This is a genomic window from Kushneria phyllosphaerae (assembly GCF_900312995.1).
GTDB lineage: Bacteria > Pseudomonadota > Gammaproteobacteria > Pseudomonadales > Halomonadaceae > Kushneria > Kushneria phyllosphaerae.
In genome coordinates this window covers 587,406-613,325 of sequence record NZ_ONZI01000004.1, presented here as the reverse complement: position 1 = coordinate 613,325, position 25,920 = coordinate 587,406, and the positions used below count along the sequence as shown (strand labels likewise).

25 protein-coding genes are annotated in these 25,920 nt (G+C 60.1%); 14 read left to right on the top strand and 11 right to left on the bottom strand.

Annotated features, from left to right (window positions below; genetic code table 11):
* Positions 1–150: 150 nt before the first annotated feature.
* The gene (miaB, locus tag KSP9073_RS15990; protein WP_108843936.1) at positions 151–1,500 is read right to left on the bottom strand and encodes a tRNA (N6-isopentenyl adenosine(37)-C2)-methylthiotransferase MiaB; all 1,350 of its coding nucleotides are present in this window, start codon (positions 1,498–1,500) and stop codon (positions 151–153) included.
* A gap of 330 nt (positions 1,501–1,830) precedes the next feature.
* On the opposite strand from miaB, the gene KSP9073_RS15985 reads away from it, so the two are divergent.
* The 3 genes from KSP9073_RS15985 to KSP9073_RS15975 all read left to right on the top strand — a co-directional run bounded on the left by KSP9073_RS15985 (position 1,831) and on the right by KSP9073_RS15975 (position 3,671).
* Entirely contained in the window at positions 1,831–2,157 is a 327-nt protein-coding gene (locus tag KSP9073_RS15985; protein ID WP_086620260.1) for a DUF1820 family protein, read from the top strand.
* A gap of 222 nt (positions 2,158–2,379) precedes the next feature.
* Positions 2,380–2,991, top strand: a complete 612-nt coding sequence (locus KSP9073_RS15980; RefSeq protein WP_108843935.1) for a TIGR04211 family SH3 domain-containing protein — start codon at positions 2,380–2,382, stop codon at positions 2,989–2,991.
* 2 nt (positions 2,992–2,993) lie between these two features.
* The gene (locus KSP9073_RS15975) at positions 2,994–3,671 is read left to right on the top strand and encodes a class I SAM-dependent methyltransferase (RefSeq protein ID WP_108843934.1); all 678 of its coding nucleotides are present in this window, start codon (positions 2,994–2,996) and stop codon (positions 3,669–3,671) included.
* Positions 3,672–3,734: 63 nt separating this feature from the next.
* Here the strand turns inward: KSP9073_RS15975 and KSP9073_RS15970 are convergent, their stop codons facing one another.
* From KSP9073_RS15970 to ggt, 5 genes are all read right to left on the bottom strand, one after another.
* A complete protein-coding gene (locus KSP9073_RS15970; RefSeq protein ID WP_108843933.1) occupies positions 3,735–4,793 on the bottom strand; it encodes a sulfate/molybdate ABC transporter ATP-binding protein in 1,059 nt (352 codons plus the stop codon).
* Positions 4,790–5,617 (bottom strand): sulfate ABC transporter permease subunit CysW, encoded by an 828-nt coding sequence (gene cysW, locus KSP9073_RS15965; RefSeq protein WP_108843932.1) that lies wholly within the window; start codon positions 5,615–5,617, stop codon positions 4,790–4,792. Before cysW ends, KSP9073_RS15970 begins: the two co-directional genes overlap by 4 nt.
* A gap of 1 nt (position 5,618) precedes the next feature.
* Positions 5,619–6,455 (bottom strand): sulfate ABC transporter permease subunit CysT, encoded by an 837-nt coding sequence (cysT, locus tag KSP9073_RS15960; protein WP_108843931.1) that lies wholly within the window; start codon positions 6,453–6,455, stop codon positions 5,619–5,621.
* The gene (gene cysP / locus KSP9073_RS15955; protein WP_108843930.1) at positions 6,455–7,474 is read right to left on the bottom strand and encodes a thiosulfate ABC transporter substrate-binding protein CysP; all 1,020 of its coding nucleotides are present in this window, start codon (positions 7,472–7,474) and stop codon (positions 6,455–6,457) included. Before cysP ends, cysT begins: the two co-directional genes overlap by 1 nt.
* 186 nt (positions 7,475–7,660) lie before the next feature.
* On the bottom strand, positions 7,661–9,388 hold the full coding sequence (gene ggt, locus KSP9073_RS15950) for a gamma-glutamyltransferase (RefSeq protein ID WP_108843929.1): 1,728 nt from the start codon (positions 9,386–9,388) through the stop codon (positions 7,661–7,663).
* A gap of 172 nt (positions 9,389–9,560) precedes the next feature.
* On the opposite strand from ggt, the gene KSP9073_RS15945 reads away from it, so the two are divergent.
* From KSP9073_RS15945 to KSP9073_RS15920, 6 genes are all read left to right on the top strand, one after another.
* Entirely contained in the window at positions 9,561–9,737 is a 177-nt protein-coding gene (locus KSP9073_RS15945; RefSeq protein WP_108843928.1) for a hypothetical protein, read from the top strand.
* A 144-nt stretch (positions 9,738–9,881) separates the two neighbouring features.
* Positions 9,882–10,577, top strand: coding sequence for a ribulose-phosphate 3-epimerase (gene rpe / locus KSP9073_RS15940; RefSeq protein ID WP_108843927.1), 696 nt, complete (start codon positions 9,882–9,884; stop codon positions 10,575–10,577).
* A complete protein-coding gene (locus KSP9073_RS15935; protein WP_108843926.1) occupies positions 10,561–10,866 on the top strand; it encodes a GIY-YIG nuclease family protein in 306 nt (101 codons plus the stop codon). The genes rpe and KSP9073_RS15935 overlap by 17 nt, the downstream gene beginning before the upstream one ends.
* A gap of 242 nt (positions 10,867–11,108) precedes the next feature.
* A complete protein-coding gene (locus tag KSP9073_RS15930; protein ID WP_108843925.1) occupies positions 11,109–11,843 on the top strand; it encodes a gluconate 2-dehydrogenase subunit 3 family protein in 735 nt (244 codons plus the stop codon).
* Positions 11,844–11,895: 52 nt separating this feature from the next.
* Positions 11,896–13,266 carry a cytochrome c gene (locus tag KSP9073_RS15925; protein ID WP_207771501.1) on the top strand — a complete coding sequence of 457 codons (1,371 nt, stop codon included), beginning with the start codon at positions 11,896–11,898 and terminating at the stop codon, positions 13,264–13,266.
* A 75-nt stretch (positions 13,267–13,341) separates the two neighbouring features.
* Positions 13,342–15,108, top strand: a complete 1,767-nt coding sequence (locus KSP9073_RS15920) for a GMC family oxidoreductase (protein ID WP_108843924.1) — start codon at positions 13,342–13,344, stop codon at positions 15,106–15,108.
* A gap of 116 nt (positions 15,109–15,224) precedes the next feature.
* Here KSP9073_RS15920 and KSP9073_RS15915 read toward each other — a convergent pair whose 3' ends face one another.
* From KSP9073_RS15915 to KSP9073_RS15900, 4 genes are all read right to left on the bottom strand, one after another.
* A complete protein-coding gene (locus KSP9073_RS15915) occupies positions 15,225–16,214 on the bottom strand; it encodes a 2-hydroxyacid dehydrogenase (RefSeq protein WP_108843923.1) in 990 nt (329 codons plus the stop codon).
* 117 nt (positions 16,215–16,331) lie between these two features.
* Positions 16,332–17,084: a sugar phosphate isomerase/epimerase family protein gene (locus tag KSP9073_RS15910; protein WP_108843922.1), complete on the bottom strand. Its 753-nt coding sequence runs from the start codon at positions 17,082–17,084 to the stop codon at positions 16,332–16,334.
* An 85-nt stretch (positions 17,085–17,169) separates the two neighbouring features.
* Positions 17,170–18,246 carry a LacI family DNA-binding transcriptional regulator gene (locus KSP9073_RS15905; protein ID WP_108843921.1) on the bottom strand — a complete coding sequence of 359 codons (1,077 nt, stop codon included), beginning with the start codon at positions 18,244–18,246 and terminating at the stop codon, positions 17,170–17,172.
* Between the two features lie 267 nt (positions 18,247–18,513).
* The gene (locus KSP9073_RS15900) at positions 18,514–19,812 is read right to left on the bottom strand and encodes an NAD(P)/FAD-dependent oxidoreductase (RefSeq protein ID WP_108844002.1); all 1,299 of its coding nucleotides are present in this window, start codon (positions 19,810–19,812) and stop codon (positions 18,514–18,516) included.
* A gap of 222 nt (positions 19,813–20,034) precedes the next feature.
* Between KSP9073_RS15900 and KSP9073_RS15895 the strand changes: the two genes are divergently transcribed.
* From KSP9073_RS15895 to trpC, 5 genes are all read left to right on the top strand, one after another.
* Positions 20,035–20,709 (top strand): phosphoglycolate phosphatase, encoded by a 675-nt coding sequence (locus KSP9073_RS15895; protein WP_108843920.1) that lies wholly within the window; start codon positions 20,035–20,037, stop codon positions 20,707–20,709.
* A 197-nt stretch (positions 20,710–20,906) separates the two neighbouring features.
* Positions 20,907–22,394 carry an anthranilate synthase component I gene (gene trpE, locus KSP9073_RS15890; protein ID WP_108844001.1) on the top strand — a complete coding sequence of 496 codons (1,488 nt, stop codon included), beginning with the start codon at positions 20,907–20,909 and terminating at the stop codon, positions 22,392–22,394.
* 102 nt (positions 22,395–22,496) lie between these two features.
* Positions 22,497–23,117 carry an anthranilate synthase component II gene (locus KSP9073_RS15885; RefSeq protein WP_108843919.1) on the top strand — a complete coding sequence of 207 codons (621 nt, stop codon included), beginning with the start codon at positions 22,497–22,499 and terminating at the stop codon, positions 23,115–23,117.
* Between the two features lie 77 nt (positions 23,118–23,194).
* Positions 23,195–24,223 (top strand): anthranilate phosphoribosyltransferase, encoded by a 1,029-nt coding sequence (gene trpD, locus KSP9073_RS15880; protein ID WP_108843918.1) that lies wholly within the window; start codon positions 23,195–23,197, stop codon positions 24,221–24,223.
* Positions 24,224–24,287: 64 nt separating this feature from the next.
* The gene (gene trpC / locus KSP9073_RS15875) at positions 24,288–25,088 is read left to right on the top strand and encodes an indole-3-glycerol phosphate synthase TrpC (RefSeq protein ID WP_108843917.1); all 801 of its coding nucleotides are present in this window, start codon (positions 24,288–24,290) and stop codon (positions 25,086–25,088) included.
* Between the two features lie 66 nt (positions 25,089–25,154).
* Here the strand turns inward: trpC and KSP9073_RS15870 are convergent, their stop codons facing one another.
* Entirely contained in the window at positions 25,155–25,919 is a 765-nt protein-coding gene (locus tag KSP9073_RS15870; protein WP_108843916.1) for a glycerophosphodiester phosphodiesterase family protein, read from the bottom strand.
* Position 25,920 lies beyond the last annotated feature (1 nt).

The following is a 25,920-nucleotide window of genomic DNA, read 5'->3' as shown; positions in this document are numbered from 1 at the left end:
TCGTTGAAAGGCAGCCTGAATCTGATTCTTTACGAGAACAATAGCACCAATTGCTCGATCGAAAAGAAAGAGACACCATCGCAATAACGTGTCTGCGATGGCGTGCCGGTCCGGGACAGGCGACATGGCCTTAAAATCGTGCCTGTCGAATCAGTATTTCCGGTCAGAGACCAGCTCACCCCTGAGAGAGTTGGGGAAGGCTTCCACGATTTCAACATCGACGAAGTATCCAATCAGCTCGATCGGATTGGCCGCGCGAAAGTTGACCACGCGATTGTTTTCGGTGCGCCCTGAAAGCTCACCGGGATCCTTGGGTGAAAAGCCCGAGACCAGAATGCGCTGTGTCGTACCCACCATGCGCCGGGAAATGCCGATCGCATTCTGGGTGATGCGATCCTGCAGGATCTTCAGGCGCTGTTTTTTGACCAGCTCCGGGGTGTCATCAGGCAGGTCGGACGCCGGCGTGCCGGGGCGTTTGGAGTAGACAAACGAAAAGGAGTGATCAAAGCCGATGCGCTCGATCAGGTCCATCGTGTCCAGAAAGTCCTGCTCGGTTTCCCCGGGGAAGCCAATGATGAAATCCGACGAGAAGCTGATGTCCGGGCGCTTTGCACGAATGCGCTCCATCTTGGCGATGTATTCCTCGCGGCCGTGACCACGCTTCATCGCCTTGAGGATGGTATCCGAGCCCGACTGTACCGGCAGGTGCAGATGGCTCACCAGCTCCGGAATGTCGCCGAAGGCTTCGATCAGGCTGTCGGTAAACTCTACCGGATGCGAGGTCGTAAAGCGGATGCGATCAATGCCGTCCACGGCCGCCACGGCGGCGATCATTTCGGCCAGGTCGATCTCTTCACCGTTGTCATCGATGCCGCGATAGGCATTGACGTTCTGACCCAGCAGATTGATCTCGCGCACCCCCTGTTCGGCCAGATGGACGACTTCATCGAGCACGTCCTCGAACGGCCGTGAAATCTCCTCGCCACGGGTGTAGGGCACCACACAGAAGCTGCAGTACTTCGAGCAGCCTTCCATGATCGACACAAACGACGACGCGCCATCGGAAGTGGGGGCCGGCAGACGGTCGAACTTCTCGATTTCCGGGAAGGTGACATCCACCACCGAAATCAGATTTCCGCTTTCGTTGCGGTTGTCCATCATGTCCGGCAGGCGATGCAGGGTCTGCGGACCGAACACCATGTCGACATGGGGTGCTCGTTTTTGAATGTTGTCGCCTTCCTGGCTGGCCACGCAGCCGCCAACGCCAATCACCAGATTGGGGTTGGCCGCCTTGAGCTTTTTCCAGCGACCGAGCTGATGAAATACCTTTTCCTGCGCCTTCTCGCGGATCGAGCAGGTGTTGAGCAGGATGACATCCGCTTCGTGTTCGTTATCTGTCAGCTCAAGCTGATGGGATTCGCCCAGCAGGTCGGCCATGCGAGCCGAGTCGTACTCGTTCATCTGGCAGCCGTGGGTCTTGATGAAGAGTTTCTTCGTCATGGGCCTTGGGTACACATAAAAAGATGGGTGTCAGACGATGATGCAGCGATGACGGCATAAAACCTGCCGTGCATTCGCCCTACCATCGAGAGAAGTGTCATGAATCGTCGCACAGCGACATGGGATGGCGAAATTATACGCAAGCGCACCGGCACAGGCCAGCACGCGCTTGTGTAGTGAAAAATGGTCTTTGTGTATCAACACGTGAGCAGGCTCACGACAGGCGCCATTGGCGCAAAAGCCTATGATAGACTTCCGCGCTTGTATGTGGGCCCGCACGGGGCTGCAATGACCATCGGTCTGGCGCAATACAGTGAGGATTGAGCGTACATGGCGGCAAGGCCCCTTTATAGAATCAGTTTCCTGCAGCAGGGCGAGCTCTGGGAGCTCTACGCACGCGATATCTTTCAAAGCGAGCTCTGGGGCTTTATCGAAGTCGAGGGTGTGGTGTTTGGCGATGACACGAAAGTGGTGGTCGACCCGGGTGCTGAAAAGCTGCGCCGCACTTTTGAAGGCGTTTCGCGCAGTTATCTGCCGATGAATGCCATTGTTCGAATCGATGAAGTCGAGCGTGAAGGCACGCCAAGAGCCGTCAAGGCTGAAGGCAACGTCACCGCTTTTCCGGGGGCCATGCACTGGCCGCCTCGTGAAGAGTAAAGGTAAAAGCTGAACACTTTTTAAGCAAAATGGTGTCATGGCCTGTCTGCCGGGCGCTTTGTGCGTCATGTGATCAGGTTGTCCCGCAGGTTATCCACAGAAACTGTGGATGATTGACCATCTCGGGTATCAGGGACGACCTTTTCAGGGTTCGGGTAATGGTGACGCCCGGCTCAGGCAGCATGATGTAACGACAATGTTTGACGAACCAATGACTCCACCATGAAAACAATTGGAAAACTCTGCGTCGGTATTTTAATGGGTGTCGGTATCAGCACCGCCCACGCCGAAGAAGCCCGCTGGGTCAGTGATTCGCTATCGACCTATGTTCGAAGTGGTCCCACCGACAGTTATCGCATTGTGGGGGCCGTGGATGCCGGCCAGCGGGTCACGCTGCTCGAATCCCAGGGAGACTACAGCCGCATCCGCACCGAAAGCGGTGATAGCGTCTGGATTCCCAACGATGACCTGCAGGCACAGCAGAGCGTGCAGGAAAAAGTGCCGGAAATGCAGGAGCGCGTTCAGACCCTGACGCAGCGCCTTGAAGGTATTGACGATGAGTGGAACCAGCGCGTCGCTGACATGAAGACCTCACTGCAAAGCAGTCAGGCGCGCGTCAACGAGCTGCAGACCAGCAATGACGATCTCAATACCCAGCTCACCCAGGCGCAGTCCAAAATGCGTGAGTATCAGGCAAAGCTGGATACCGAGCGCGAGGATCTGTTGATGCGCTACTTCGTTTATGGTGGCAGCGTGGCCGGTGGCGGCCTGATTCTGGGTCTGCTCGTGCCGCATCTGCCAAGACGCCGTAAAAAGCGCGATCGCTGGTTCTGATCGTGTCGTCCTCTTCTGAACAGGGCAACCAGCAGTGGTTCGAGCGCTGGCGGGAAGGGCGTATCGGCTTTCACAGCGACAGCGTCCAGCCCTTGCTGGCGCGCCACTGGCCGCATCTGGCCGTGTCACCCGGCGCGCGCGTGCTGCTGCCGCTGTGCGGCAAGAGCGGCGATATTGGCTGGCTGGCACGTCAGGGGCATTGCGTACTCGGCGTCGAGCTGGTGGGGGAGGCCGTCAGAGGCTGGTTTGAGGCTCAGGAGGAGGCGCTGCCATCGGCCGCGTCACGCACGAATTTCGATCGTTTTGTCAGTCCTGCACAAATCGGTCGCGCCGCTGTCACCTTCGATGTGGGCAATTTCTTCCATCTGGAAGCCGCCCTGAGTGACAAGATCGATGCCTTTTACGATCGGGCTGCCTTGATTGCACTGCCACCGGCCGCCCGTCAGCGCTACGCACTTAAGCTGGCGGAACTGTGCAGGCCTGATGTGGAAGGACTTTTGATCTCGCTGGAGCGCGATGAGCGGCGTGATCAGGGGCCACCCCATGTGGTCACCGATGACGAAGTGCATCGGCTTTTTGCTCCCAACTTTGTGCTGGAAAAACTGGAAGAGCAGCGCGACGAGCGGGGCATGACCGATATCGTCTGGCGATTGCGCCGCAGAGCGCCGCTGTCCTGTTGAGGTCCTGTCACTCAAGCGCATGGTCGCCGGCCTTCACGGCATGACTGACATGCGCTCGTGCTTTCAGGGCGATTCCGGTGCGAACTGGTGCCAGCGCGAAGGAATGACATAAAGCTCGCTGCCGCGTTCCGGCTGCAGACGATCGAAGTCGTGATGCGTGATGCTGGCAAGCCAGGGGGTGTCCATCCAGTCGGCGGTCAGTTCGACACGAACGTCGCTGCCCACCGGTGAAACCGCATCGACCCTGACCGGCAGATGCGCGCGCCCGTCCGGTGCCGTGGTCAGCATCAACTCGTGAGGTCGCAGCAGCACCTCCTCGGGTGCGATGTTGGAGCGCTCCATGGCAATCCATGCCTCTCCCTGCTGCAGCCGCCCGTTCTGGTGCTTGCCGCCAAAGCGGTTGGTCTCCCCCAGAAACGAAAAGACGAAGCGATTGGCCGGGGCTCGATAGAGCGCCTGCGGCGTGTCGATCTGCTCGATGCGCCCGTTGCTCATGACCACTACCCGATCGGACAGCTCCAGCGCCTCCTCCTGATCGTGGGTCACAAACACGCTGGTAAAGCCGAACTCTTCGTGCAGGTGCCTGAGCCAGCGACGCAGCTCCAGTCGCACCTTGGCATCCAGTGCGCCGAAGGGTTCATCCAGCAACAGGACTTCGGGTTCGACGGCCAGCGCCCGAGCGAGGGCGACCCGCTGCTGCTGACCGCCGGAAAGTTGAGCCGGCAGACGTTTGGCCAGTGTGTCGAGGCGCACGCGCTCAAGCAGATGCTGTACGCGGTCGCGAATCTCGGCGTTGGAAGGGCGCTCGCCGGCCGGTCGCGCCCGCAGGCCAAAGGCCACGTTTTCAAACACGCTCATGTGGCGAAAAAGCGCGTAGTGCTGAAAGACAAACCCCACTCGGCGCTTTCGGACATGGACCCGGGTCACATCGCGATCACCAAAGTGGATCGAGCCGCTGTCGGGGGCTTCAAGACCTGCAATGATGCGCAAAAGCGTGGTCTTGCCCGAGCCTGACGGCCCAAGCAGTCCGACCATCTCCCCCTGTTTGATCTCCAGCGACAACGGATGCAGCGCCGTTGTGCTGCCAAAGCGTCTGGAGACATCGCTTACGGTAATGCTCATGCTGTTTTCTCCCGACGATGGGTATGCCACTCAAGCATGGCCTTGATCATCAGCGTCACGACGGCAAGGGCCGCCAGAAGTGCGGCACTGGTGAAGGCACCCACCGTGTTGTAATCCTGATACAAAAGCTCGACCTGCAGCGGCAGGTTGATGGTTTCGCCGCGAATGCTGCCGGAAACCACGGAGACGGCGCCGAATTCGCCAATGGCGCGGGCATTGGTCAGGATGACGCCATAGACCAGTGCCCAGCGAATGTTGGGCAGGGTGATACGGCGAAACAGCGTCCAGCCCCCGGCGCCCAGCGTCACGCCGGCTTCTTCCTCTGCGCTGCCCTGGGCCTGCATCAGCGGAATCAGCTCCCGTGCCACAAATGGACAGGTGACAAACACGGTTACCAGCACCATGCCGGGCCAGGCAAACATCAGCTGCACGTCCTGCTCGGAAAGAATGCTGCCCAGCCAGCCGGTGCGGCCGTATAGCAGCAAATAGAGCAGGCCGGCCACGACCGGGGAGACAGCGAAGGGAATGTCGATCAGCGTCTGCAACAGGCGTCGACCCGGAAAGGTGAACCGGGTTACCAGCCAGGCCAGAAAAATGCCAAAGACCAGATTGATCGGCACAGTCAGAAGTGCGATCAGAAGCGTCAGGCCGATCGCCTCCCGGGTAAAGGTGCTGGTCAGATTCTGCCAGAACGGCGCCATGCCTTCGGCAAGGGCCTGATAGAAAATGCCGGCCAGCGGGATGACCAGAAACAGGGTGGTCATGATGACGGCAAGCGCAATCAGACCGATACGTGTGGCAGCACCATCGCCAATACGCTTCATGTCAGTGTCTCCCGCCATGCAGGTGGCGATAGAAACGTCCCTGCCAGAGATTGATGGCCAACAGCAGCAGCAGTGATACCAGCATCACCAGTGAGGCGATGGCGGCGGCGCCGGCGTAGTCATACTCCTCGAGGCGCGTGGCCATCATCAGAGAGACCACTTCGGTGCGATAGGGCATGTTGCCGGCAATAAAAATGACCGCGCCGAACTCGCCCAGTGATCTGGCAAAGGAGAGTCCGGTACCGGTGACCACGGCAGGCCAGATATGCGGCAGGATGACCCGCCGAAACGCGTAAAGGTTGCTGGCGCCCAGGGTCAGGGCCGCTTCATCAGCCTGTCCGGGCAGATCCTCGAGCACCGGCTGCACGGTACGTACGACAAAGGGTACGCTGGTAAACGCCATGGCCAGCGCAATGCCAAGCCAGGTATAGGCCACTTCGATGCCTAGCGGCGCGAGTAGACTGCCTACGGCGCCATTGCGGGAATAAAGTGTGGCCAGCGTAATGCCGGCCACCGCTGTGGGCAGGGCAAAGGGCAGGTCCATCAGCGCATCCAGAAGTCGCTTGCCGGGAAACGTATAGCGTGCCAGCACCCAGGCCATCAAAAGCCCGAACAGTGCATTAAAAAGCGATGCGGCCAGTGCGGCCCCGATCGTGACCCGATAGCTTGCGATCAGTCGCGGGTCGGTAATGGCTGCCCAGTACTGTGACCATGACAGCGTCGAGAGCTGGCCGATGAGGCTGGTCATCGGCAGCAAAAGAATCAGCGACACAAACAGCAGGGTCACGCCCAGCGAGAGCGAAAAGCCCGGCAGGACCCGGGCAGCGCGGGCGCTCATTAACGCCGCTGCAGCTGGTCGAGTTCACCGCCACTGGCAAAATGTGTCTGCATCACATTTCCCCAGCTTCCGAAGGCGTCCTCGATACGCAGCAGCGTGGTCTGCGGGAAGCGCTCGGCAAACTCGTCGCTGATCTCGTCATCGTTGACGCGGTAGTAGTACTGCGCCAGCGTGCGCTGTGCTTCGGGTGAGTACAGATACTCCAGATAGCCTTTGGCCAGATCCTCGGTGCCGTTGCGTTCGACGTTCTTGTCCACCCAGGTCACCGGGAATTCGGCCATGATGTCCACCGGCGGCACCACGACCTCGTAGTCGTCCGGACCGTACTGATTGCGAATATTGTTGGCTTCCGACTCGAACGTGATCAGCACATCGCCGATGCCACGCTCGGCAAAGGTGGTCGTGGCGCCACGGCCGCCGGTGTCAAAGACCTCGACATTGCCCAGCATCTTCTTCATGTAGTCACGGGTGGCGGCCTCATCATCGCCGTTGTCGTGATTGCTCGCCGCCCAGGCCGCCAGATAGGTATAGCGCCCGTTGCCTGAGGTCTTGGGATTGGGGAAGACCAGCGCGACGTCATCGCCGGCCAGATCTGACCAGCCATGGATGTTTTTCGGATTACCCTTTCTGACCAGAAAGGCCATGGTCGAGTAGTAGGGCGAGCTGTAGTTGGGCAGTCGCGACTGCCAGTCAGCAGGAATCAGTTGACCCTTCTGGGCCAGAACATCCACATCGGTGACCTGGTTAAAGGTCACGACATCAGCCCGCAGCCCCTGCAGGATGGCCCGGGCCTGGGTCGAGGAGCCCGCATGGGTCTGCTTGATCTCGACCGACTCATTGTGTTCTTTCTGCCACTGCTCAATGAACTGCGGGTTGAGTTCAGCAAACAGTTCGCGCGCAATATCGTAGGAGGCGTTGAGCAGTTCGCGGTCGGCACTGAAGGCCGGCGTGCTGCCAAGTGCCATGCTCAGCGCAGCGGTCGCTACAACGCGACGTAAAAGGGTCGAGCGTACGGACATATCGTGTTCCCCGGCATCTGATCGGCAGGTTTTTTATCGACAGGATGCCCTTGGCGGCGAATCCTTGAAGGAAGGCTAAACAAAACTCGTGGGAATGACAATCAGGCTGGTTATGCCATTTCGTTCTTTAAGCCTGAGCTATGGATTAAACGAGAGAAAGCGCCAGGTGCTTTCTCTCGCGTTATCCTAGAGCCCGATGGCCGAGGACGTTTCCCGACGCGGATCGGCGCCCCCATGAAAGCCATCCTTGTTGATCAGAATCGACTGGCTGGCACCCATGGCAGATTTCTGGACCACGTGGTGACCCATGCCTTCCAGAAGACGAAGGGTGTCCGGGCTGAAACCGTCTTCAACGCGGATCTCATCGGGCAGCCACTGATCATGAAAGCGCGGGGCGCTGACGGCCGACTGAATGTTCATGCCGTGATCGATCACGTTGCTGATTACCTCAAGCGTGGTGGTAATGATGCGTGACCCGCCGGGGCTGCCGGTGATCAGAAAGTTTTTGCCCTCGTGCTTGACGATGGTTGGCGTCATGGAAGAAAGCATCCGCTTGCCGGGCGCCACGGCGTTGGCCTCGCCACCGACCAGTCCATAGGCGTTGGGTACGCCCGGCTTGGCCGAGAAGTCATCCATTTCGTTGTTGAGCAAAAAGCCCGCCTCGGGCACGGCAATGCCGGAGCCGTAGCTGAAGTTGAGCGTGTAGGTATTGGATACGGCAAGCCCCGAGTCATCGGCCACCGAATAGTGCGTGGTCTCGTTGGATTCATAAGGGGTGAGGTTGCCCGGGCCGATGGCATCAGAAGGGGTTGCCCGGTCCGGAGCGATCTGCGCGCGAAGCTCGCGGGCGTAGTCCGTGGAGGTCAGCGCCTTGACCGGAACGTCAAAGAAATCCGGGTCGCCCAGGTATTTTGATCGATCGGCATAGGCGCGGCGCATTGCCTCGCTCATGAGATGCATGGTGGCGGCTGAACCAAAGCCCATGGCCGTCAGGTCATCGTGTTCCAGCATGTTGAGAATCTGCACGATGTGGACGCCGCCGGAGGAGGGCGGTGCCATCGCATAGATGTCGTACCCTCTATAGGAGCCATGAACCGGCGCCCGCTCGACAGCCCGATACCCCTTGAGGTCTTCCAGGGTCATGATGCCGTCGTGGGCCTTGATGGTATTGACCAGGTGGTCGGCCGTTTCCCCTTCATAAAACTCGCGTGGCCCGTTTTGAGCAATACGCATCAGCGTGGCGGCCAGCTCGGGCTGTCGGAACACCTCGCCGGCGCGCCAGTCGCTGCCATCGGCCTTGTAGAACAAGCGGCGCGTGCCGTTATCCTTTTGCAGCTGCTCACGGCTGCCGTTGAGGCCATCGGCAAAGCGCTGAGGGATGGCAAAGCCATCGCGCGCCAGTCGAATGGCAGGGGCCATGACCTGGTCAAGCGACATGGAGCCGTAACGCTTGAGTGCCATCGCCATGCCGGCAACCGTGCCGGGCACGCCCGAGGCATTGGCCGAATGGCGCGACGCCTCTTCGATGACGTTGCCCTGGTCATCCTGAAACATGGTTTTAAAGGCCCCGGCCGGTGCGGTTTCCCGATAGTCGATCGAGGTCACCTCGCCGCTTTTCTCATCGGAGATCACCATGAAACCGCCGCCACCGATATTGCCCGAGCGAGGCTGGACCACGGCCAGTGCGAAGCCGATGGCCACGGCGGCGTCCACGGCGTTGCCACCCTGGCGCAAAATATCGCGTCCGGCCTGACTGGCCAGCGTATGGCTGGTCACGACCATGGCATGTTCGCCGGGCTCGCCATGAAAGCGCTCACCTTCGATGATGGGGGGCTGTGCGCTGGCGGCCAGTGGCGACAGCATCACCAGCAGGCACAGCAGACCGGCCAGCGTGGAGGACGTTCGTACAGGCATTTGAGGTCCCTTTTCGAATTGTTGGTGTTGTTGAATTAGTGAGGTTTCATGCAGTATGGCCAGCATAAAACATAGGCACGGTTGCCGGAAGGCGCGCCGTTGTGACCGACACTCGCTTCCCGGCATACATGCACTATAGTGATGGCTGCACGTTCATTCAGAGGTTACTGCCATGCCTGATCAAACGCCTACTCCCCGCACTGCCTGTGTCAAGAAGGTCGACAAGGGTGGCGGCAAGACCGTCTATGAAGTTCGCGGCGTCAATCCTGATACGGATACCCTGCTCAGCGAGTACGAGACCGAGGAAGAGGCGCTTGATGCGGTCAAACGCTACGAGTGTGAAAACTGATTTTTCAGCGCCTTGATCAGGGGCCGCGATGACGCGGCCCTTTTTTATGCCACGCCTTTTACACTCCCCCGGAGTGACCCTGTTACCATTCGCGATCGCGGTGTACGCTGATCCATATCGAATTTGTTTGATGAGGTATTTATAGTGCAACAACCCTTCAGGATTGCGCCCTCCATTCTGTCGGCAGATTTCGCTCGTCTGGGGCAGGAAGTGGACGACGTACTGGCCAGCGGCGCCGACACGATTCACTTCGATGTCATGGACAACCACTATGTGCCCAACCTGAGCTTTGGCCCGGCCATCTGCCATGCGCTGCGCAATTATGGCGTCACGGCAGAGATCGATGTGCACCTGATGGTGTCGCCGGTGGATGACCTGATTCGTGCCTTTCTCGATGCCGGCGCCAATCACATCACCTTTCATCCCGAAGCCAGCCTCCATGTCGACCGCTCCCTGCAGCTGATCATTGATGGCGGCGCCACCGCCGGGCTTGCGCTGAATCCGGCGACACCGCTTTCCACACTGGATCATGTGCTGGACAAGATCTCGATGCTGCTGGTGATGACGGTCAACCCGGGCTTTGGCGGACAGTCCTTTATCCCGGCGATGATGGACAAGCTGCGACTGGCGCGTGCCATGATCGATGCTACCGGCAAGCCGATTCGCCTTGAAGTCGATGGCGGCATCAATGCCGACAACATTGGCGAGATCGCCGCGGCCGGCGCGGATACCTTCGTTTCCGGTTCTTCCATCTTTTCCAGGCGCAATGAGAGCGATCCCAATCGCTATGACTCGATCCTGCGCGCCTTCAGGGAACCGCTGGATGGTCTGTCAGGCTGAGGGGGAAGGCGAGACAGCCTCTGTGGTCTGGTCGCTTTACATCATTGAAAATCGGCTGGGGCATCTTTATACCGGCGTGACCACGGACGTGGCGCGCCGTTTCAACGAGCATCAATCCAGTGGTGCCCGCTGCGCCAGGTCCCTTCGTGGCAAGGGACCCCTGCGTCTGCGTTTCTCCTGCCCGGTGGGGGATCAGGGCAGGGCGCTCAGTCTTGAACGTCGCGTCAAGAAACTCTCCCGCCGCCAGCGTCTGACCATTATCGACACCGGCCGGCTTCCCACCGAATAACAGATCAGCAACCTTCTGTTTTTGAATCCATTTTCTTGCCTGTCAGCAGATCCATTACGCCTGTGCTCGACCCCATCGTTGAAACGAAACTTAAACTATTGTCGTATTAATGATACTGTGCCGCGCGCTGCGGCAGAACACCGCATTCGGCCTCAGGCCGGACATGGCCTGTAAAAGCGCTTAAAAAAAGGGCCTGACGCTAAAGATCGTCATTGTGACAAAAATTCCTGTAGGAACCTGACATGTCTTCCCGGATAAAGAACAGGCAGCGCCGCGATTTTCTTCGTGGCTCGCTGACGATGATCCCTGCCATTACCCTTGGCAGCGGCGTAACGCTGACCGCCCAGGCCGCCGAGCCGGCCCCCAACCTGAGCGACTATCAGCCCGCTTTCTTCAGCGACGAAGAGTGGTCCTTCCTGCTCGCCGCCTGCGATCGGCTGATCCCCGGCGAATCCGAAGGCAAGGGCCCGGGCGCGCTTGATACCAATGTGCCGGTGTTCATCGACCGCCAGATGGACTCTCCCTATGGGCACGCCGAACGCTGGTACATGCAGGGGCCGTTTGTGCTCGACGGGTCTCCGGATCTCGGTTTTCAGTATCCCTACACCCCGCGTGATGTCTATCAAAAGGGCATCGCGATGACTCAAGCGTACTGCCAGCAGCAGTACGGCAAGCGATTTGAAACGCTCGACAACGATACCCGGGATACGGTGCTCAAGGCGCTGGAAGCCAACGATATCGACTTCGCTTCACTTGGCGAAAGTCAAAAGCTTGAAGCCTCCGAGTTTTTCGCAAGTCTTCTGGAAAATACCAAGGAAGGCTATCTGGCTGACCCCATCCATGGCGGCAACAAGAACATGGCTGCGTGGAAAATGGTTGGATTCCCGGGCGCGCGCGCCAGCTATCGCGACTGGGTCGATCAGCACAACGTCGACTACCCGCTGGGGCCTGTCAGTCTGACCGGAGAACGGGGCTGAGCCTGAGCGCCCTGCGCTCGCCTCCAATCCCGTCAGAACAAGGAACACTAACGTGACTGCAAGATATCTGCTTCCGCTGATCGCGGGAGGCACCCTGCTGATGGCCTCTCAGGCCTCTCAGGCCTCTCAGGCCTTCAGCGCCGATGACGACACCGTCGAGCGCGGCGCCTATCTGGCCCGCGCCGGCGATTGCGTGGCCTGCCACTCTACCGAAGACGGCAAGTCCTTCGCCGGTGGGCTGGCGATCGAAAGCCCGTTTGGCACGATCTACTCGACCAACATCACGCCCGACAAGGAACATGGCATCGGCAACTACACCGAAGCCGAGTTCGCTGCGGCACTGCGCGAGGGCAAACGTGCCGACGGGGCCAACCTGTATCCGGCGATGCCGTATCCGTCCTACGCCAGATTGACCGATGACGACGTCCATGCGCTCTACACCTACTTCATGGAAGGGGTAGCGCCGGTGGCCGATAACGCGCCGGAAACCGATCTGAGTTTCCCGTTCAATCAGCGCTGGGGCATCACGGCCTGGAACTGGCTGTTCGCCGATGCTGATACGTTCACACCCGACACCAGTGCCGATGCCAAAATCGAGCGCGGCCGCTATCTGGTTGAAGGCCTCGGCCACTGTGGCAGCTGCCATACGCCGCGTGGCTTAGCTCAGCAGGAAAAGGGGCTGGATGACGGCAGTGACAGCTATCTATCCGGTGCTGACCTCAACGACTGGTGGGCGCCGTCGCTTCGCGGCGGTGACGGCGGCGATGGTCGTGGCATCGAGGGCTGGAGCGCTCCCGAGATTGCCGAGTATTTGAAAACCGGTCGCAACGTTCATGCCACCGTTGGCGGCGAAATGACCTCGGTCGTGGCGCACAGTACCTCGCATCTGACCGACGAAGACCTGACCGGCATTGCCCTGTACCTCAAGTCCCTGCCCGCCAATCCGGCGGGCGAGAAGGCGACCACCTCCGATCAGCGCCGCGAGGCGAGCGAGAAAACTGACGCTCATCTGACCGCGGCCAAAGATCTGAGCGAGGGCGAGCGGCTCTATCTTGATAACTGCTCTGCCTGCCACCTTAACGATGGCAAGGGCGCCGAGCGCGTTTTCCCGGCCATTGATGGTAATTCGCTGGTCAACGCCGACAACCCGACCGGTCTGATTCACACGATTCTTGCCGGCGCGACGCCCCCTGCAACGCCGGCCATTCCGGCGCAGCTGCCCATGCCGGGCTTTGGCTGGCGCCTGTCGGATGACGAAGTGGCCACCCTTGCCACCTTTGTACGCGGTGCGTGGGGCAACGACGGTGATGCGGTCACGGCCGATCAGGTCGACAAGGTTCGAAAGACGCTCAAGCCATCGGCACTCAACCGTGCGCCCGATGCCAATGGCAGCCTCAATCACGAAGACCGTGATACCCAATGACATGACAGGTCGCCCGCGCGGCGGCCTGATGACGTGCCCTGAGGCGCGTGACAGGATTTCAGGAGCTAACAGTACATGGCTAAGCAACAACCGCGTGTCGATGCGGTCATCGTCGGTCTCGGCTGGACCGGTTCCATCATGGGGATGGAACTGACCGAGGCGGGCCTCAACGTGCTGGCGCTGGAGCGCGGCGCTGATCGTACCAACGAGGACTTCGCTTACCCGAAGCCGGCGGATGAGCTCGAATACGGTATTCGCCATACCATGATGCAAAAGCCGAAGCAGGCGGCCGTCACGATCCGTCGTGATCTCGAAGAGCGCGCGCTGCCGCAGCGCAAGCTGGGCGCCTTCTTGCCCGGTGATGGCGTCGGCGGCGCCGGTGCGCACTGGACCGGCGTCCTGATTCGCCCGACCCCGACCGACCTGCAGCTGAAAAGTTTTGCCGACCAGGCCTTTGGCAAGGGCGTGCTGCAGGACGACATGCAGATTCAGGATTTCGGGGTGACGTGGGATGAGCTGGAGCCGCATTTTACCTTCTTTGAGAAGGTCTGCGGTCAGTCTGGCACCACCGGCAACCTCAACGGCGAAATTCAGGAAGGCGGCGACCCCTTTGAAGGCCCGCGCAGCGAGCCCTATCCGCTGCCGGCGCTGCAGGACACTCAGAACACCGAGATGTTTGACAAGGCCGCACGCCAGCTGGGGTATCATCCGTTCCCCAACCCATCGGCCAACGTCTCCGAGGCCTGGACCAACCCGTATGGCATGCAGCTCGGGCCGTGCAACTACTGCGGTTTCTGCTCACGCTACGGCTGTCTGAACTACTCCAAGGCTTCGCCGCAGACCTGCATTCTCAATGCCCTGAAGCAGCGCAGCAATTTTGCCTACCGCACCAACGCCAATGTGACGCGCGTCGAACTGGCTCAGGATGGCAAGACCGCCACCGGCGTGACCTACATCGACGAGCACGGCGAGGAAGTCTTCCAGCCGGCAGACATGGTCATTCTGGCCTCCTACTCGCTCAATAACGTACGCCTGATGCTCAACTCCGGCATTGGCAAGCCGTATGACCCGGTTGCTCGCACCGGCACCGTCGGGCGTAACTATGCCTACCAGATCGGCGGCGGCATTCACATGTATTTCGATGACATCGAATTCAACCCGTTTGCCACCGCGGGTGCGACCGGGCGCATGTTCAATGACTTCTCGCCCGGCAACTTCGACAGCGCCCCGTATGGCTTCATTGGCGGGGCCAAGATGCACTCTTCACAGGCCAGCGGCACGCCGATCAAGACGCCGCTGCCCAAGAGCGCACCGAAGTGGGGGCAGGGCTACAAGGACGCACTGCAGCAGCGTTATGGTCATCACATGAAACTGTCGATGACCGGCAGCGTCATGTCGTATCGTTCCAACATGCTGGATCTTGATCCCACCTGGAAGGACCCCTACGGCATGCCGCTTCTGCGCATGACGTTTGACTGGAAGCAGAACGAACATCGCCTGTCGGCTTTCATGCGTGACCGACTGCGCGAAATCGCCGATGTGCTCAAGCCGGACTACCGCGACGAAAGCTTCAATCTCGAAGGTTCGCACTTCAAGGTGACCAGCTACGTCTCGACCCACAACGTGGGCGGTGCAGTGATGGGGACAGACCCGAGCACCTCGGCGATCAACCGCTACCTGCAGAGCTGGGACGTCCATAACGTCTTCGTTCCCGGCGGCAATGCCTTTCCGCAGAACTTTCAGGCCAACCCCACTGATCTGATCGGCGCACTGACCTACTGGTCCGCCAAAAAGATCCGTGAAGAGTATCTGAAAAACCCGGGACCGCTGATGTCGGCGTGATCACGGCTGAGGAGCCTTCTCCTCGTGGAAGCGTTCCACAAAATCGCCGACCTGATGGCCGGCGATTTTTTTGTGCCCGATGCCGCCATGTCTTCAGGCAGCAGCCCCGGTGACGTTCAGCGGTCGAGTGCGTCCCAGTTATACGGCGCCCGCGGCTTTTCTCCCCTGAGCACCGCCAGAGCATTGTCCACGGCAAGCTCTGCCATGGCGTAGCGGGTCTCGTGCGTGGCCGAGCCGATATGGGGCAGTGCCACGACATTGTCCATGTGTGCCAGCGGTGAATCGCCGGGCAGGGGTTCGATGTCAAACACATCCAGCCCCGCGGCGCGAATGGTGCCGTTTTGAAGTGCATCGATCATTGCCGGCTCGTCCACCACGCCGCCGCGTGCAATGTTGACGAAGATGGTGTTTTCGCCCATCAGTTCGAACTCGCGCTTGCCAAACATGTGGCGCGTGGCCTCGGAAAGCGGCACGGTCACACAGACAAAGTCCGAATCGCGCAGCAGGTCGTCGAGCGCCTTCCAGTCAGCGCCCAGCTCGCGTTCAAAATCCTCGTGGCGCGAGCGATTGTGATAGCTCACTGACATGTTGAAGCCGAACTTGCCGCGACGGGCGATGGCGGCCCCGATACGACCCATGCCGATAATGCCGAGTGTCTTGCCCTGAACATCCACGCCGAAATGAGGCTCGGCGATCCCGCCGGTCCAGTCTCCCTTTCTCACCATTTCGGCCATTTCAACCGCGCGGCGGGCGCTGGCCAGAATCAGTAAAAAGGCCGTGTCGGCGGTGGTCTCGGTCAACACATCCGGCGTGTGGCAAAGCACGATGCCCCGCTTGCTGAGATAATCGATGTCATAGTTGTCCACGCCCACCGAAATGCTCGACACCACCTCAAGGTGGGGCGCCTGATCCAGCAGCTCGGCGGGGAGGGTCACGCTTGAGCCGATCAGGGCGTGCGCCTGAGACAGTGCCTTTTTGAACTCGGCGTCCTGCGTCAGGTTTGGAGTTTGTGAAAAATCCAGCACGTTGTATTCACGTTCCAGCTTTTCGCGCAGGTCAGGCTTCAGGGCGCGTTGATACACAATGACCGTTTTCTTCGAGGACATGATTTCTCCTGATGTAGATGCGGATGTGGATGTAGAAATGCGGGGACGGTCAGGGTCGGCCGTCTTTATGGATGTGTCATACCACTGCGTGTGCGTGGCGTTTTGGCCACGCGTGGATCAGGCCAGCGACGTCAGCTGTTCAACATGACGCGCAGTGGCACTGACATCGTCATGATCCAGCGGGAACTCGATGGCACGGGGCACCTCGGTCGGGAAGTGGTGCCAGAGTGCGGACCAGTGCGCGCGCGCCGCGTCATTTGGCGGACAGGCTCCGGGATGGCCCTCCACGTGGGTAACGCCCTTGCAGTGCACATAGCGCACCTGTGCTCCCAGTCGGCTGGCGGCCTGTGAGAGGTCGTGATCCGTCCAGTAGCCATTGCCCAGGTCCAGGGTCGTACCAATCAACGAGGATCCGAGCGCTCGATGCAGGGCGGCATGAATCAACGGATCGCCGCCGCAGGAGGTCTGGTCGTTTTCGATCAGTATCGGCATTGTCTGATCGGCCAGTGCCGCCTTGAGGGCGGCAGCGCCGTCGTCGATACACTCGGCGCACAGCTGGCCCAGACCAACCTTGACCCACTGCGCGCCCAGCTCATCGGCCCGCGCCAGTGCCTGATGCATTTCGGCAGTATTGAGACGGCTTCGCTCATCAAACAGCGCCGTGGCCGCGGAGTAGATGCAGGTCAGTGACACCTGTTCGATGGCCTCGCGCAGCTGGCTCAGCGGCATGTCGCGATCACTTAAAAGCTCTTCGCGAATTTCGACCCCCTGTGCGCCGGCATCCCTGATGTGTTCAAGAACGCCTGCCTGACCCAGTTGCCTGACCAGATCGGCGCCAAAGGCAGAAGTACAGATCATTACCGGTCCCATGGAAAACTCCTTGCGTCACCTGGTCTGGAAGCGGCTCCGGAAAGGGTGGCCGCCGTGGCGTGATGTCTTGCAGTATGGAAAATGCTCATGTCGTTTTCAGTGTAGTGGAGCCGCGCGCATGCAGACGCGCGGTGTAGGTCGTGATCTCTGCTTTGCCCGGTGCACCCCTGATACGATTCAACAGGGTCGTGATGGCGCCATAGCCGATATCGTCGACCGGCTGAGCCACGGTGGTAATGCCCGGACCCACCAGAGCGCACCACGACAGCTCATCGATCCCCAGCACACCAACCTGCTCAAATGGCGTTTTCAGCAGTGCCCACAGGGCATGACAGACGGCCAGCGTGATCACGCCGTTGGCACAGACAATGGCGCCCGGGCGACCACCGGCCCGGAGCCATTGCATTAGGGTGGCGGCCAGCCAGTCCGGATCGATCCTCTCCTGAGGGCTTTGCTGAACTTCCGCGCTTAGTCCTGCGGCGTGTGCCTGATGGCGAAATACTTCAACGCGGGCCTTTCGAGAGCTGATCCCATCGGTTGGCTCGGTGACCATTAAAAGACGCTGATACCCCTGATCCCGCAGGTGCGATACGCCCAGCGTCACGGCCTGTTCGTTATCAAGGCCCACCATGTCACAGTCGAGCCCGTCGATATGGCGATCCACCAGTACCATGGGCAGGCCCGCCTCACGACGGGCGGCCAGCGATGCCACGTTGCGCCCCCGGGTATTGACCACCAGCCCTTCTATGCTATAGCCGTGCAGTACTTCCAGGTGGCGCCGTTCGAGCTGGTCGCTGTTGTCGGTATTGCAGACCAGCAGCGAATAGCCGTGCTCACGACAGGCAAGCTCGGCGCCGTGAAGCATGTCGACGGTGTAGGGATTGCGGATATCGGCGACGACCATGCCAATCAGTCCGGTGCGGCGGCCGCGCAGGCCGCTGGCAAGGCGGTCCGGTGCAAAGCCGAGGCGCTCGATGGCGGCCTCGATGCGCTGGACCATGCTCTCTGACAGCAGGGCACGCTCGTGGCCAAAATAGCGTGAGACGCTGGTCTTGGAGATGCCGGCATCGCGCGCCACGTCGTGAATGGTCGGGCGACGCGCGTGGCCGGGTTCTAATCGATGAGTGGGCTCTGATCGATGGCCGGGTGTGGACGCTGTCATGTCGTTGCCTGTTTGCCAACCTGGTGCACTTGTATTGGGAACGTTCCCAATATCGGTTCAGGTTGCGATACGAAAGCCCTGTAGAAAACCAGACCTTGGTCGCAGGGCCTTTAACCGGGCGTCTGGAGAGTGAAGGCAATAAGCGCGGCAAGCCGTCAACAAGTAAGGGCAGGCAACAATCAGGGCGCGCCTGCAAAAAAAGGGGGCCGCTGTTGGCGGCCCTGGAGGTGCAGTGGATGGTGTGAAAACGCGGTGTGTGAACGGCGCTCAGTGCAGCTTGAGGCGCGGTCGAATGATGGTGTTGATGCGGTCGACCAGCATGCGAACGCCGGTACGCGTATAGCCGTGGATGGCGGCCTGATGCATGCGATACAGCGAGGCGTAAAAGATCTTGGCCATCCAGCCCTCGACCAGCACGCCCTTTGCAGACGCTCCGCGCATGAGATTGCCCACGGCATCAAAATGCGCCAGCGAAATCAGCGAGCCCATGTCCTTGTAGTGAAAGTCTTTCATCTCGCGTCCGGCCATGGCCGCTTTCAGATTTTTGTAAAGCGTGTTGGCCTGCTGGTGAGCAGCCTGCGCCCGCGGCGGCACCATCTTGTCACCCGGCTGCGGGCAGGCCGCGCAGTCGCCGAGCGCGAAGATGCGCTCGTCGTCCACGCTCTGCATGGTCTGCTGAACGATGATTTGGTGATTGCGCTGGGTGGAAAGCCCCAGTTCGGACAGTATCGAGGGTCCGCGGACACCGGCCGCCCAGACGGTCAGGTCGGCATCAATGCGTGACCCATCGGCAATCTCGAACCCGCTCTCGTCTGCCTGGGTCACCCGGGTATCGGTATGAATCTCGACGCCGAGTCGTTCAAGCTCACGGTGCACCGACTGACTGATGCGCTCGGGCAGGGCGGGCAGTACCCGTGGAGCGGCTTCCAGCAGATGGATCTTGAGCTGCTGACGGCTGATACGGCTAAAACCATAGCCGTGGAGCATCTGTGTGGCATTGAGAAGCTCTGCAGAGAGCTCCACACCCGTGGCGCCACCGCCCACGATGGCTACCGACATGCCGGATTTGCCGGCTTCTTCACGGTTGCTGCAGCGCAGGAAGGTGTTGAGCATCTGCTTGCGAAAGGCTTCTGCCTGTTTGACGCTGTCCAGGAAATAGCAGTGATCTGCCACCCCCGGCGTCCCGAAGTCGTTGGAGACGCTGCCCACCGAGAGCACCAGGTAGTCATAATCCAGGCGTCGCTCGGGTAAAACGACACGATTTTTGTCATCGTGAATCGCGTCCAGACGGATCTGGCGATGTTCCCGGTCCAGACCGCACAGCGTGCCGATCTGATAGCGATAGCCTGCGTTGGATGAATGCCCCTGATAGGACACTTCATCAAGGCTTGAGTCCATCACTCCGACGGCCACCTCGTGCAGCAGCGGTTTCCAGATATGGGTGGGGTTGCGATCGACCAGAACAATTTCGGCCTTGTTGGACTTGCCCAGCTTGCGTCCTAGACGGGTGACCAGCTCAAGACCGCCGGCGCCGCCACCGACCACCACAATGCGAGGGATCGCCATTGACTGCTCCATATGAAAAGTGAAAGGAAAAACATTCAGGCAGTGGCCCACACAGCGGACCACGGCCTGAAGGCTTTCGGTCACAAATGACCGTGACAGGCCGGTCTTCGGCATCGATACTTCTGACACTACGACGGTGCGTTTGATCCCGGCAATGTCCGGCCTGCTCACCTTTATATGGGGTCATCATGACCTGAATTCACCCGCAGCGATGGCCTGAAAATGCACGATGCGCTTAACGATATTGATCTGATTATCTACGACCTCGACGGCACCCTGATCGACTCGGCGCCGGATCTGGCACTGGCCGTGGATGACATGCTGCAGACCATGAATCTTGCACCGGCTGGCGTTGACCGGGTGCGTGACTGGGTCGGCAACGGCTCACGGCGGCTGGTCGAGCGGGCACTGGAACATTCCGGCGCTTTCAACGCCGACGGGGCTGGCAGCGAACAGGTCGACGAGGCGCTGGCGCTTTTCATGGATGCCTATGCGCGCCACCCGGTATCACGGACGTATTGCTATCCGGGCGTTATCGAGTGTCTCAAGGCCCAGCAGGCGCGCGGTATTTCTCAGGCGCTGGTCACCAACAAGCCATCACGCTTTATCGAGCCCATTCTGGACGCCATGGGGCTTGAGGGGTTTTTTTCCCATACACTGGGCGGAGATTCACTGCCCCAAAAAAAGCCGGACCCGGCGCCGCTTGCACATGTCGCCCGGGCCCTGGACATTGCGCCCCAGCGCGTTTTGATGATCGGTGATTCACGCAGTGATGTGCAGGCGGCCAGAGCCTTTGGCTGTCGCTGTCTGGCGGTCACCTACGGGTACAATCATGGTGAGCCCATTGCTGCACTGAACCCCGACCATCTTCTTGATTCACTTGAAGAACTCGTTTAGGGTTGAAAACGCGCCATGGTCGCGCTGCTCGCCCTTTTTTTCCCCTTCGTGTGAAGGAATTTTCAGCTTGCGAGATACAATCATGTCACTCAATGCAAAGGCCTGCGGACTGATGAGAAACGTCAAGCGCTGGCGCTGGTGATACCAGCCCCCTGCACCGTATTACCGTTTCTCTCTCTACAGGAATCTGCGACATGATGACATCCGAGCGCTTTGCCGAACTCGCCGCCGAAGGCTACAACCGTATCCCGGTCACCCGTGAGGTGCTGGCCGATCTCGAAACTCCGCTGTCCACTTATTTAAAGCTGGCCGATGCGCCCTGGAGCTTTCTGCTCGAGTCGGTCACGGGTGGTGAGAAGTGGGGCCGTTACTCCATTATTGGCCTGCCGTGTCGTGAGCGCATCGAGGTCAGCGGGTTTACCGTTCGTCATTACGTGGATGACTATCTGCAGGGCGCTACCGAAGTCGACGATCCGCTTGAGTGGATCGAGCAGTTTCGCCGGCGTTTCCGGGCGCCCGAGTCTTCCGAGGCGATGCGCTTTGACGGTGGGCTGGTCGGCTATTTCGGCTATGACACCATTCGTTTGATCGAGCCGCGTCTGCGTGGGGTTGAAAAGCCCGACCCGATCGATGTGCCGGATATCCTGCTGATGGTGGCCGACGAGCTGGTGGTCTTTGACAACCTCTCGGGGCGCCTGACCCTGCTGGTTCATGCTGACCCGGCCAATGACAACGCACTTGAACAGGCTCGGGAGCGTCTGGCCACGCTTGAACATCAGCTTCGTCATACTCCGATTTCCACCTCAAGCCCCGGCACAGGCCGAGACGCGGTGGTCGAGGACGACTTTTTTGCCAGTTTCTCCGAGCAGGGCTACAAGGACGCCGTGGCGCGCATCCGCGAATATGTCGCGGCCGGTGATCTGATGCAGTGCGTGCCTTCCCAGCGCATGACCATCGCCTATCAGGCGCCGCCGCTGGATCTGTACCGCGCGCTTAGAAGTCTCAATCCGTCGCCCTACATGTTCTTTTTCAATCTCGATGATCATCATGTCGTGGGGGCTTCGCCCGAGATTCTGGCCCGACTTGATCGCGACGAGATCACGCTGCGTCCGATCGCCGGCACGCGCCATCGCGGTGCCAGCGAAGAGGAAGACCATGCGCTTGAGCAGGAGCTTTTGTCCGACCCCAAGGAGATCGCCGAGCATGTCATGCTGATCGATCTGGGGCGCAACGATGTGGGGCGTATCAGTGAACCCGGCTCGGTTGAACTTACCGACAAGATGACCATCGAACGCTATTCGCACGTCATGCATATCGTCTCCAACGTGACCGGGCGCATCAAGCCATCGCTTGGGCCGATGGACGTCCTGCGGGCCACCTTTCCGGCCGGCACCCTGTCCGGTGCGCCCAAGGTTCGCGCACTGGAAGTCATTGATGAGCTCGAGCCGGTCAAGCGCGGCATCTATTCCGGCGCCGTGGGCTACCTCTCCTGGCAGGGCAACATGGACATGGCCATTGCCATTCGAACGGCCGTGATCAAAAACGGTGAGCTTCACGTGCAGGCCGGTGGTGGTATCGTGTCCGACTCCGATCCTGACAATGAATGGCAGGAGACGCTCAACAAGCGTCGCGCCATGTTCCGCGCCGTGGCCATGGCCGAGCGCGGGCTGGATAACCTCGAATAGAGCCGGATTCCGTTGCGGGATCAGCGCGCCAACACCGAAGACAGGCCGGGTCATTTTCGTGTCGATGTACCGACCGCCCGGTCACCGTGAGGATGGAAAGCCATGAAAGTATTGATGATCGACAACTACGACAGCTTTACCTTCAATATCGTCCAGTATCTGGGCGAGCTGGGGGCCGAGGTCGAGACAATCCGCAACGATACGCTCACGATCGAGGAGATCGAGCAGCGTGACTTTACCCACTTAATGATTTCACCGGGTCCCTGCAGCCCCAGTGAAGCCGGTATTTCGCTGGAGCTGATCCGCCATTTTGCCGGTCGGGTTCCGATCTTCGGGATCTGCCTGGGGTTTCAGGCCATTGGCCAGGCCTATGGCGGTGAGGTGATCCGGGCACCGATGGTGATGCACGGCAAGACGTCGATGGTGGATCATGATGGTCAGGGCGCCTTTGCAGATCTTGAAAACCCGCTGGAAGTGACGCGTTATCATTCGCTGATTCTGGCGCGCGAGACGCTGCCGGAGTGTTTCGAGATTACGGCGACGACTGTCAGTGACGACGTGACGCCCGGCATCGTGATGGGAATTCGTCACAAAACGCTGGACATGGAAGGCGTGCTCTTTCACCCGGAGTCGATTCTGTCACGTCAGGGCCACGAGCTTCTGGCCAACTTCCTCAAGCGTCAGCCGCACGACCTGTCTCGGGGAGCGACGGCCGAAGCCTGAGGTCCGGACGTGTCGCTTGTCTGGTGCGATAACCCTTTTCGGGCGGCGCCTGCTGCCCGTGGCATGGAGAGAAACTCGTGGAGCTCAAGGAAGCCATTTCACGCGTAACGCGCCGTGAGGATCTCGAGCTGGACGAGATGCGAACGGTCATGTCGACCATCATGCGCGGGGAAGCTGATCCGGTGCAGATGGGCGGCTTTCTGGTCGGTCTTGCCATGAAGGGAGAGTCCGTCGATGAGATTACGGCCGCCGTGATGGTCATGCGCGAGCTGATGCATCCGGTTCATGTCGATGCCGATCACGTGGTCGATATCGTGGGTACCGGCGGCGATGGTGCCGGGCTTTTTAATGTTTCGACGGCCTCCAGCTTCGCCGCAGCGGCCTGCGGGGCCCGCGTTGCCAAGCACGGTGGCCGTGGAGTATCCAGCAGCTCCGGCAGTGCCGATCTGCTTGCGCGTGCCGGCGTGTCGCTTGAGCTGTCGTCCGAGCAGATCGCTCGCTGCATCGAGGAGATCGGGGTCGGCTTCATGTTCGCCCCCAACCACCATACGGCCATGCGTCACGCCGTGGCGGTCCGCAAGGCGCTGGGGGTGCGTACCATGTTCAATATCCTGGGGCCTCTGACCAACCCCACCGGCGCCACGCGTCAGGTTATTGGAGTCTATAGCGCCGATCTGCTGGTGCCCATGGCGACAGTACTGCGACGTCTGGGTAGCCAGCATGTGCTGGTGGTTCATGCCGAAGACGGACTCGATGAGTTCTCGATTGCCTCAAAAACCCGGGTCGCCGAACTGCATCACGGTGAGATCAGCGAGTATGTGGTCACGCCCGAGGAGGTCGGTCTGGAGCGCCAGCCGCTGGAGGCGATTCGCGCCGACAGCAGCGAGGCCAGCCTGGTGCTGGTCAAGGCTGCCCTGCGTGGAGAGGGCGTGGCGGCTGACATGGTTGCTTTCAACGCAGGCGCTGCCCTGTACGTGGCCGATGTGGCCAGCTCCCTCAAGGAAGGCGTGCAGACCGTACGTGAGGCGCTGGCCGGAGGGCAGGGGCTTGCAAAACTGGACGCACTGGCAGAGTTTTCTGCCCGACTGGCCGAGGCCGGCGACTGAATTATCATAATAGCGACCGGGCGTTGCGTCCTGTCACGGCCGGTCGATTTTCAGGGAACACTGCATGAGCACGCTGCCTACCATTTTGACGCAAATCATTGCGCGCAAGCATGAAGAAATTGCCGAGCGCTCGGCCAGCATCAGCGAGAACACGCTGCGCGCGCGCGCCGAGCAGGCGCCGCCCACCCGTGGCTTTGCCGCAGCGCTCAATCAACGTCTGACCAATGGCGACCCGGCCGTTATCGCCGAGATCAAAAAGGCCTCGCCTTCCAAGGGCATTATTCGCGCCGACTTTGATCCGGTGGCCATTGCCCAGCGTTACGAGGCCGGTGGTGCGGCCTGTCTTTCCGTGTTGACCGATGCTGATTATTTTCAGGGCAGCGAACGCTTTTTGATCGCTGCGCGTGGGGCCTGCCAGCTGCCGGTGCTGCGCAAGGACTTTATCGTGGCGCCCTATCAGGTGTATGAAGCGCGCAGCATGGGCGCCGATGCCATTTTGCTGATCGTGGCAGCACTTGAAGACCGCCAGATGAAAGCGCTCAACACACTGGCCATTGAGCTGGGCATGGACGTGCTGGTTGAAGTGCACAGCCTTGAAGAGCTTGAGCGGGCGCTGAAGCTGGATCTTGCGCTGGTGGGTATCAACAATCGCGATCTGCATACTTTCGAGACCCGGCTGGACACGACCTTCGAGCTGCTGGAAAAGGTGCCTGAAGGCGTGCGCGTGGTCACCGAATCAGGCATTGCGACTCGTGAAGACGTGGCACGCATGCGCCGCGGCAACGTCAATGCCTTTCTGGTGGGGGAGCGCTTCATGCGCGAATCGGACCCGGGCGATGCCCTTCGCCAGCTCTTTTTTACCTGAGTCGAGCCGTTTGAGCCACGACCCACACTGCCAGCCTTGCGCTGGCAGTGCTCCTTTTACCCCTTTTCAGCGAGGTTTGCGGCTACCGTCGCCGCGCGTTCGACGCTGATAGCGCGCATCAAACAGCCCCGGGTCGTCGGTAAACACGCCGTCGACGCCATGATCCCACCAGGACGCAAAGCGTTCAGGGTCGTTGGCCGTGTAGCAGAGCATGACAAGCCCGGCGCTCTGGATCTCGATAAGCCGTTCCTGGTCAAGCTGTGTCCAGTCGGCATGCACGCTGGTCGGGCGAAGCCGTTCGGCATCACTGGCCCAGTGCCGCGGCACTGCTTCATATAAAAGCCCCAGCGCCAGTGCTTCATCCTGTGACCGGGCGGCTTCAAGCGCTGTCATGTCAAAGCTTGATACCAGCAGACGATCAAGGGGCAGGACCTGGCGGGCGCGTTGGACTGCAGTGCGGGCAAGGGCTGCCGGGTCATGACCTGTATTGATCTTGAGCTCCAGGTTGAGCCCCATCTCCAGTGCGCTGACCAGCGATAGCGCCTCATCGAGCAGCGCCATGCGCTCGCCGCGAAAGGCCGGGGAAAACCAGCTCCCCACATCCAGCTGGCCAATCTGATCGCGCGTCATGTTCAAAAGCTTGCCCTGGCTGTCGCTGCAGCGATCAACACTGGCGTCATGCCAGATTACCGGGGTGCCGTCCCCCAGACACTGCACGTCGAGCTCGACCCACTCACAGCCTGCGTCCGCGGCGGCCTGAATGGCGGCCAGCGTATTTTCGGGTGCATGGGCGGACAGCCCGCGGTGGGCAATATAGCGAGGCAGCTGCATG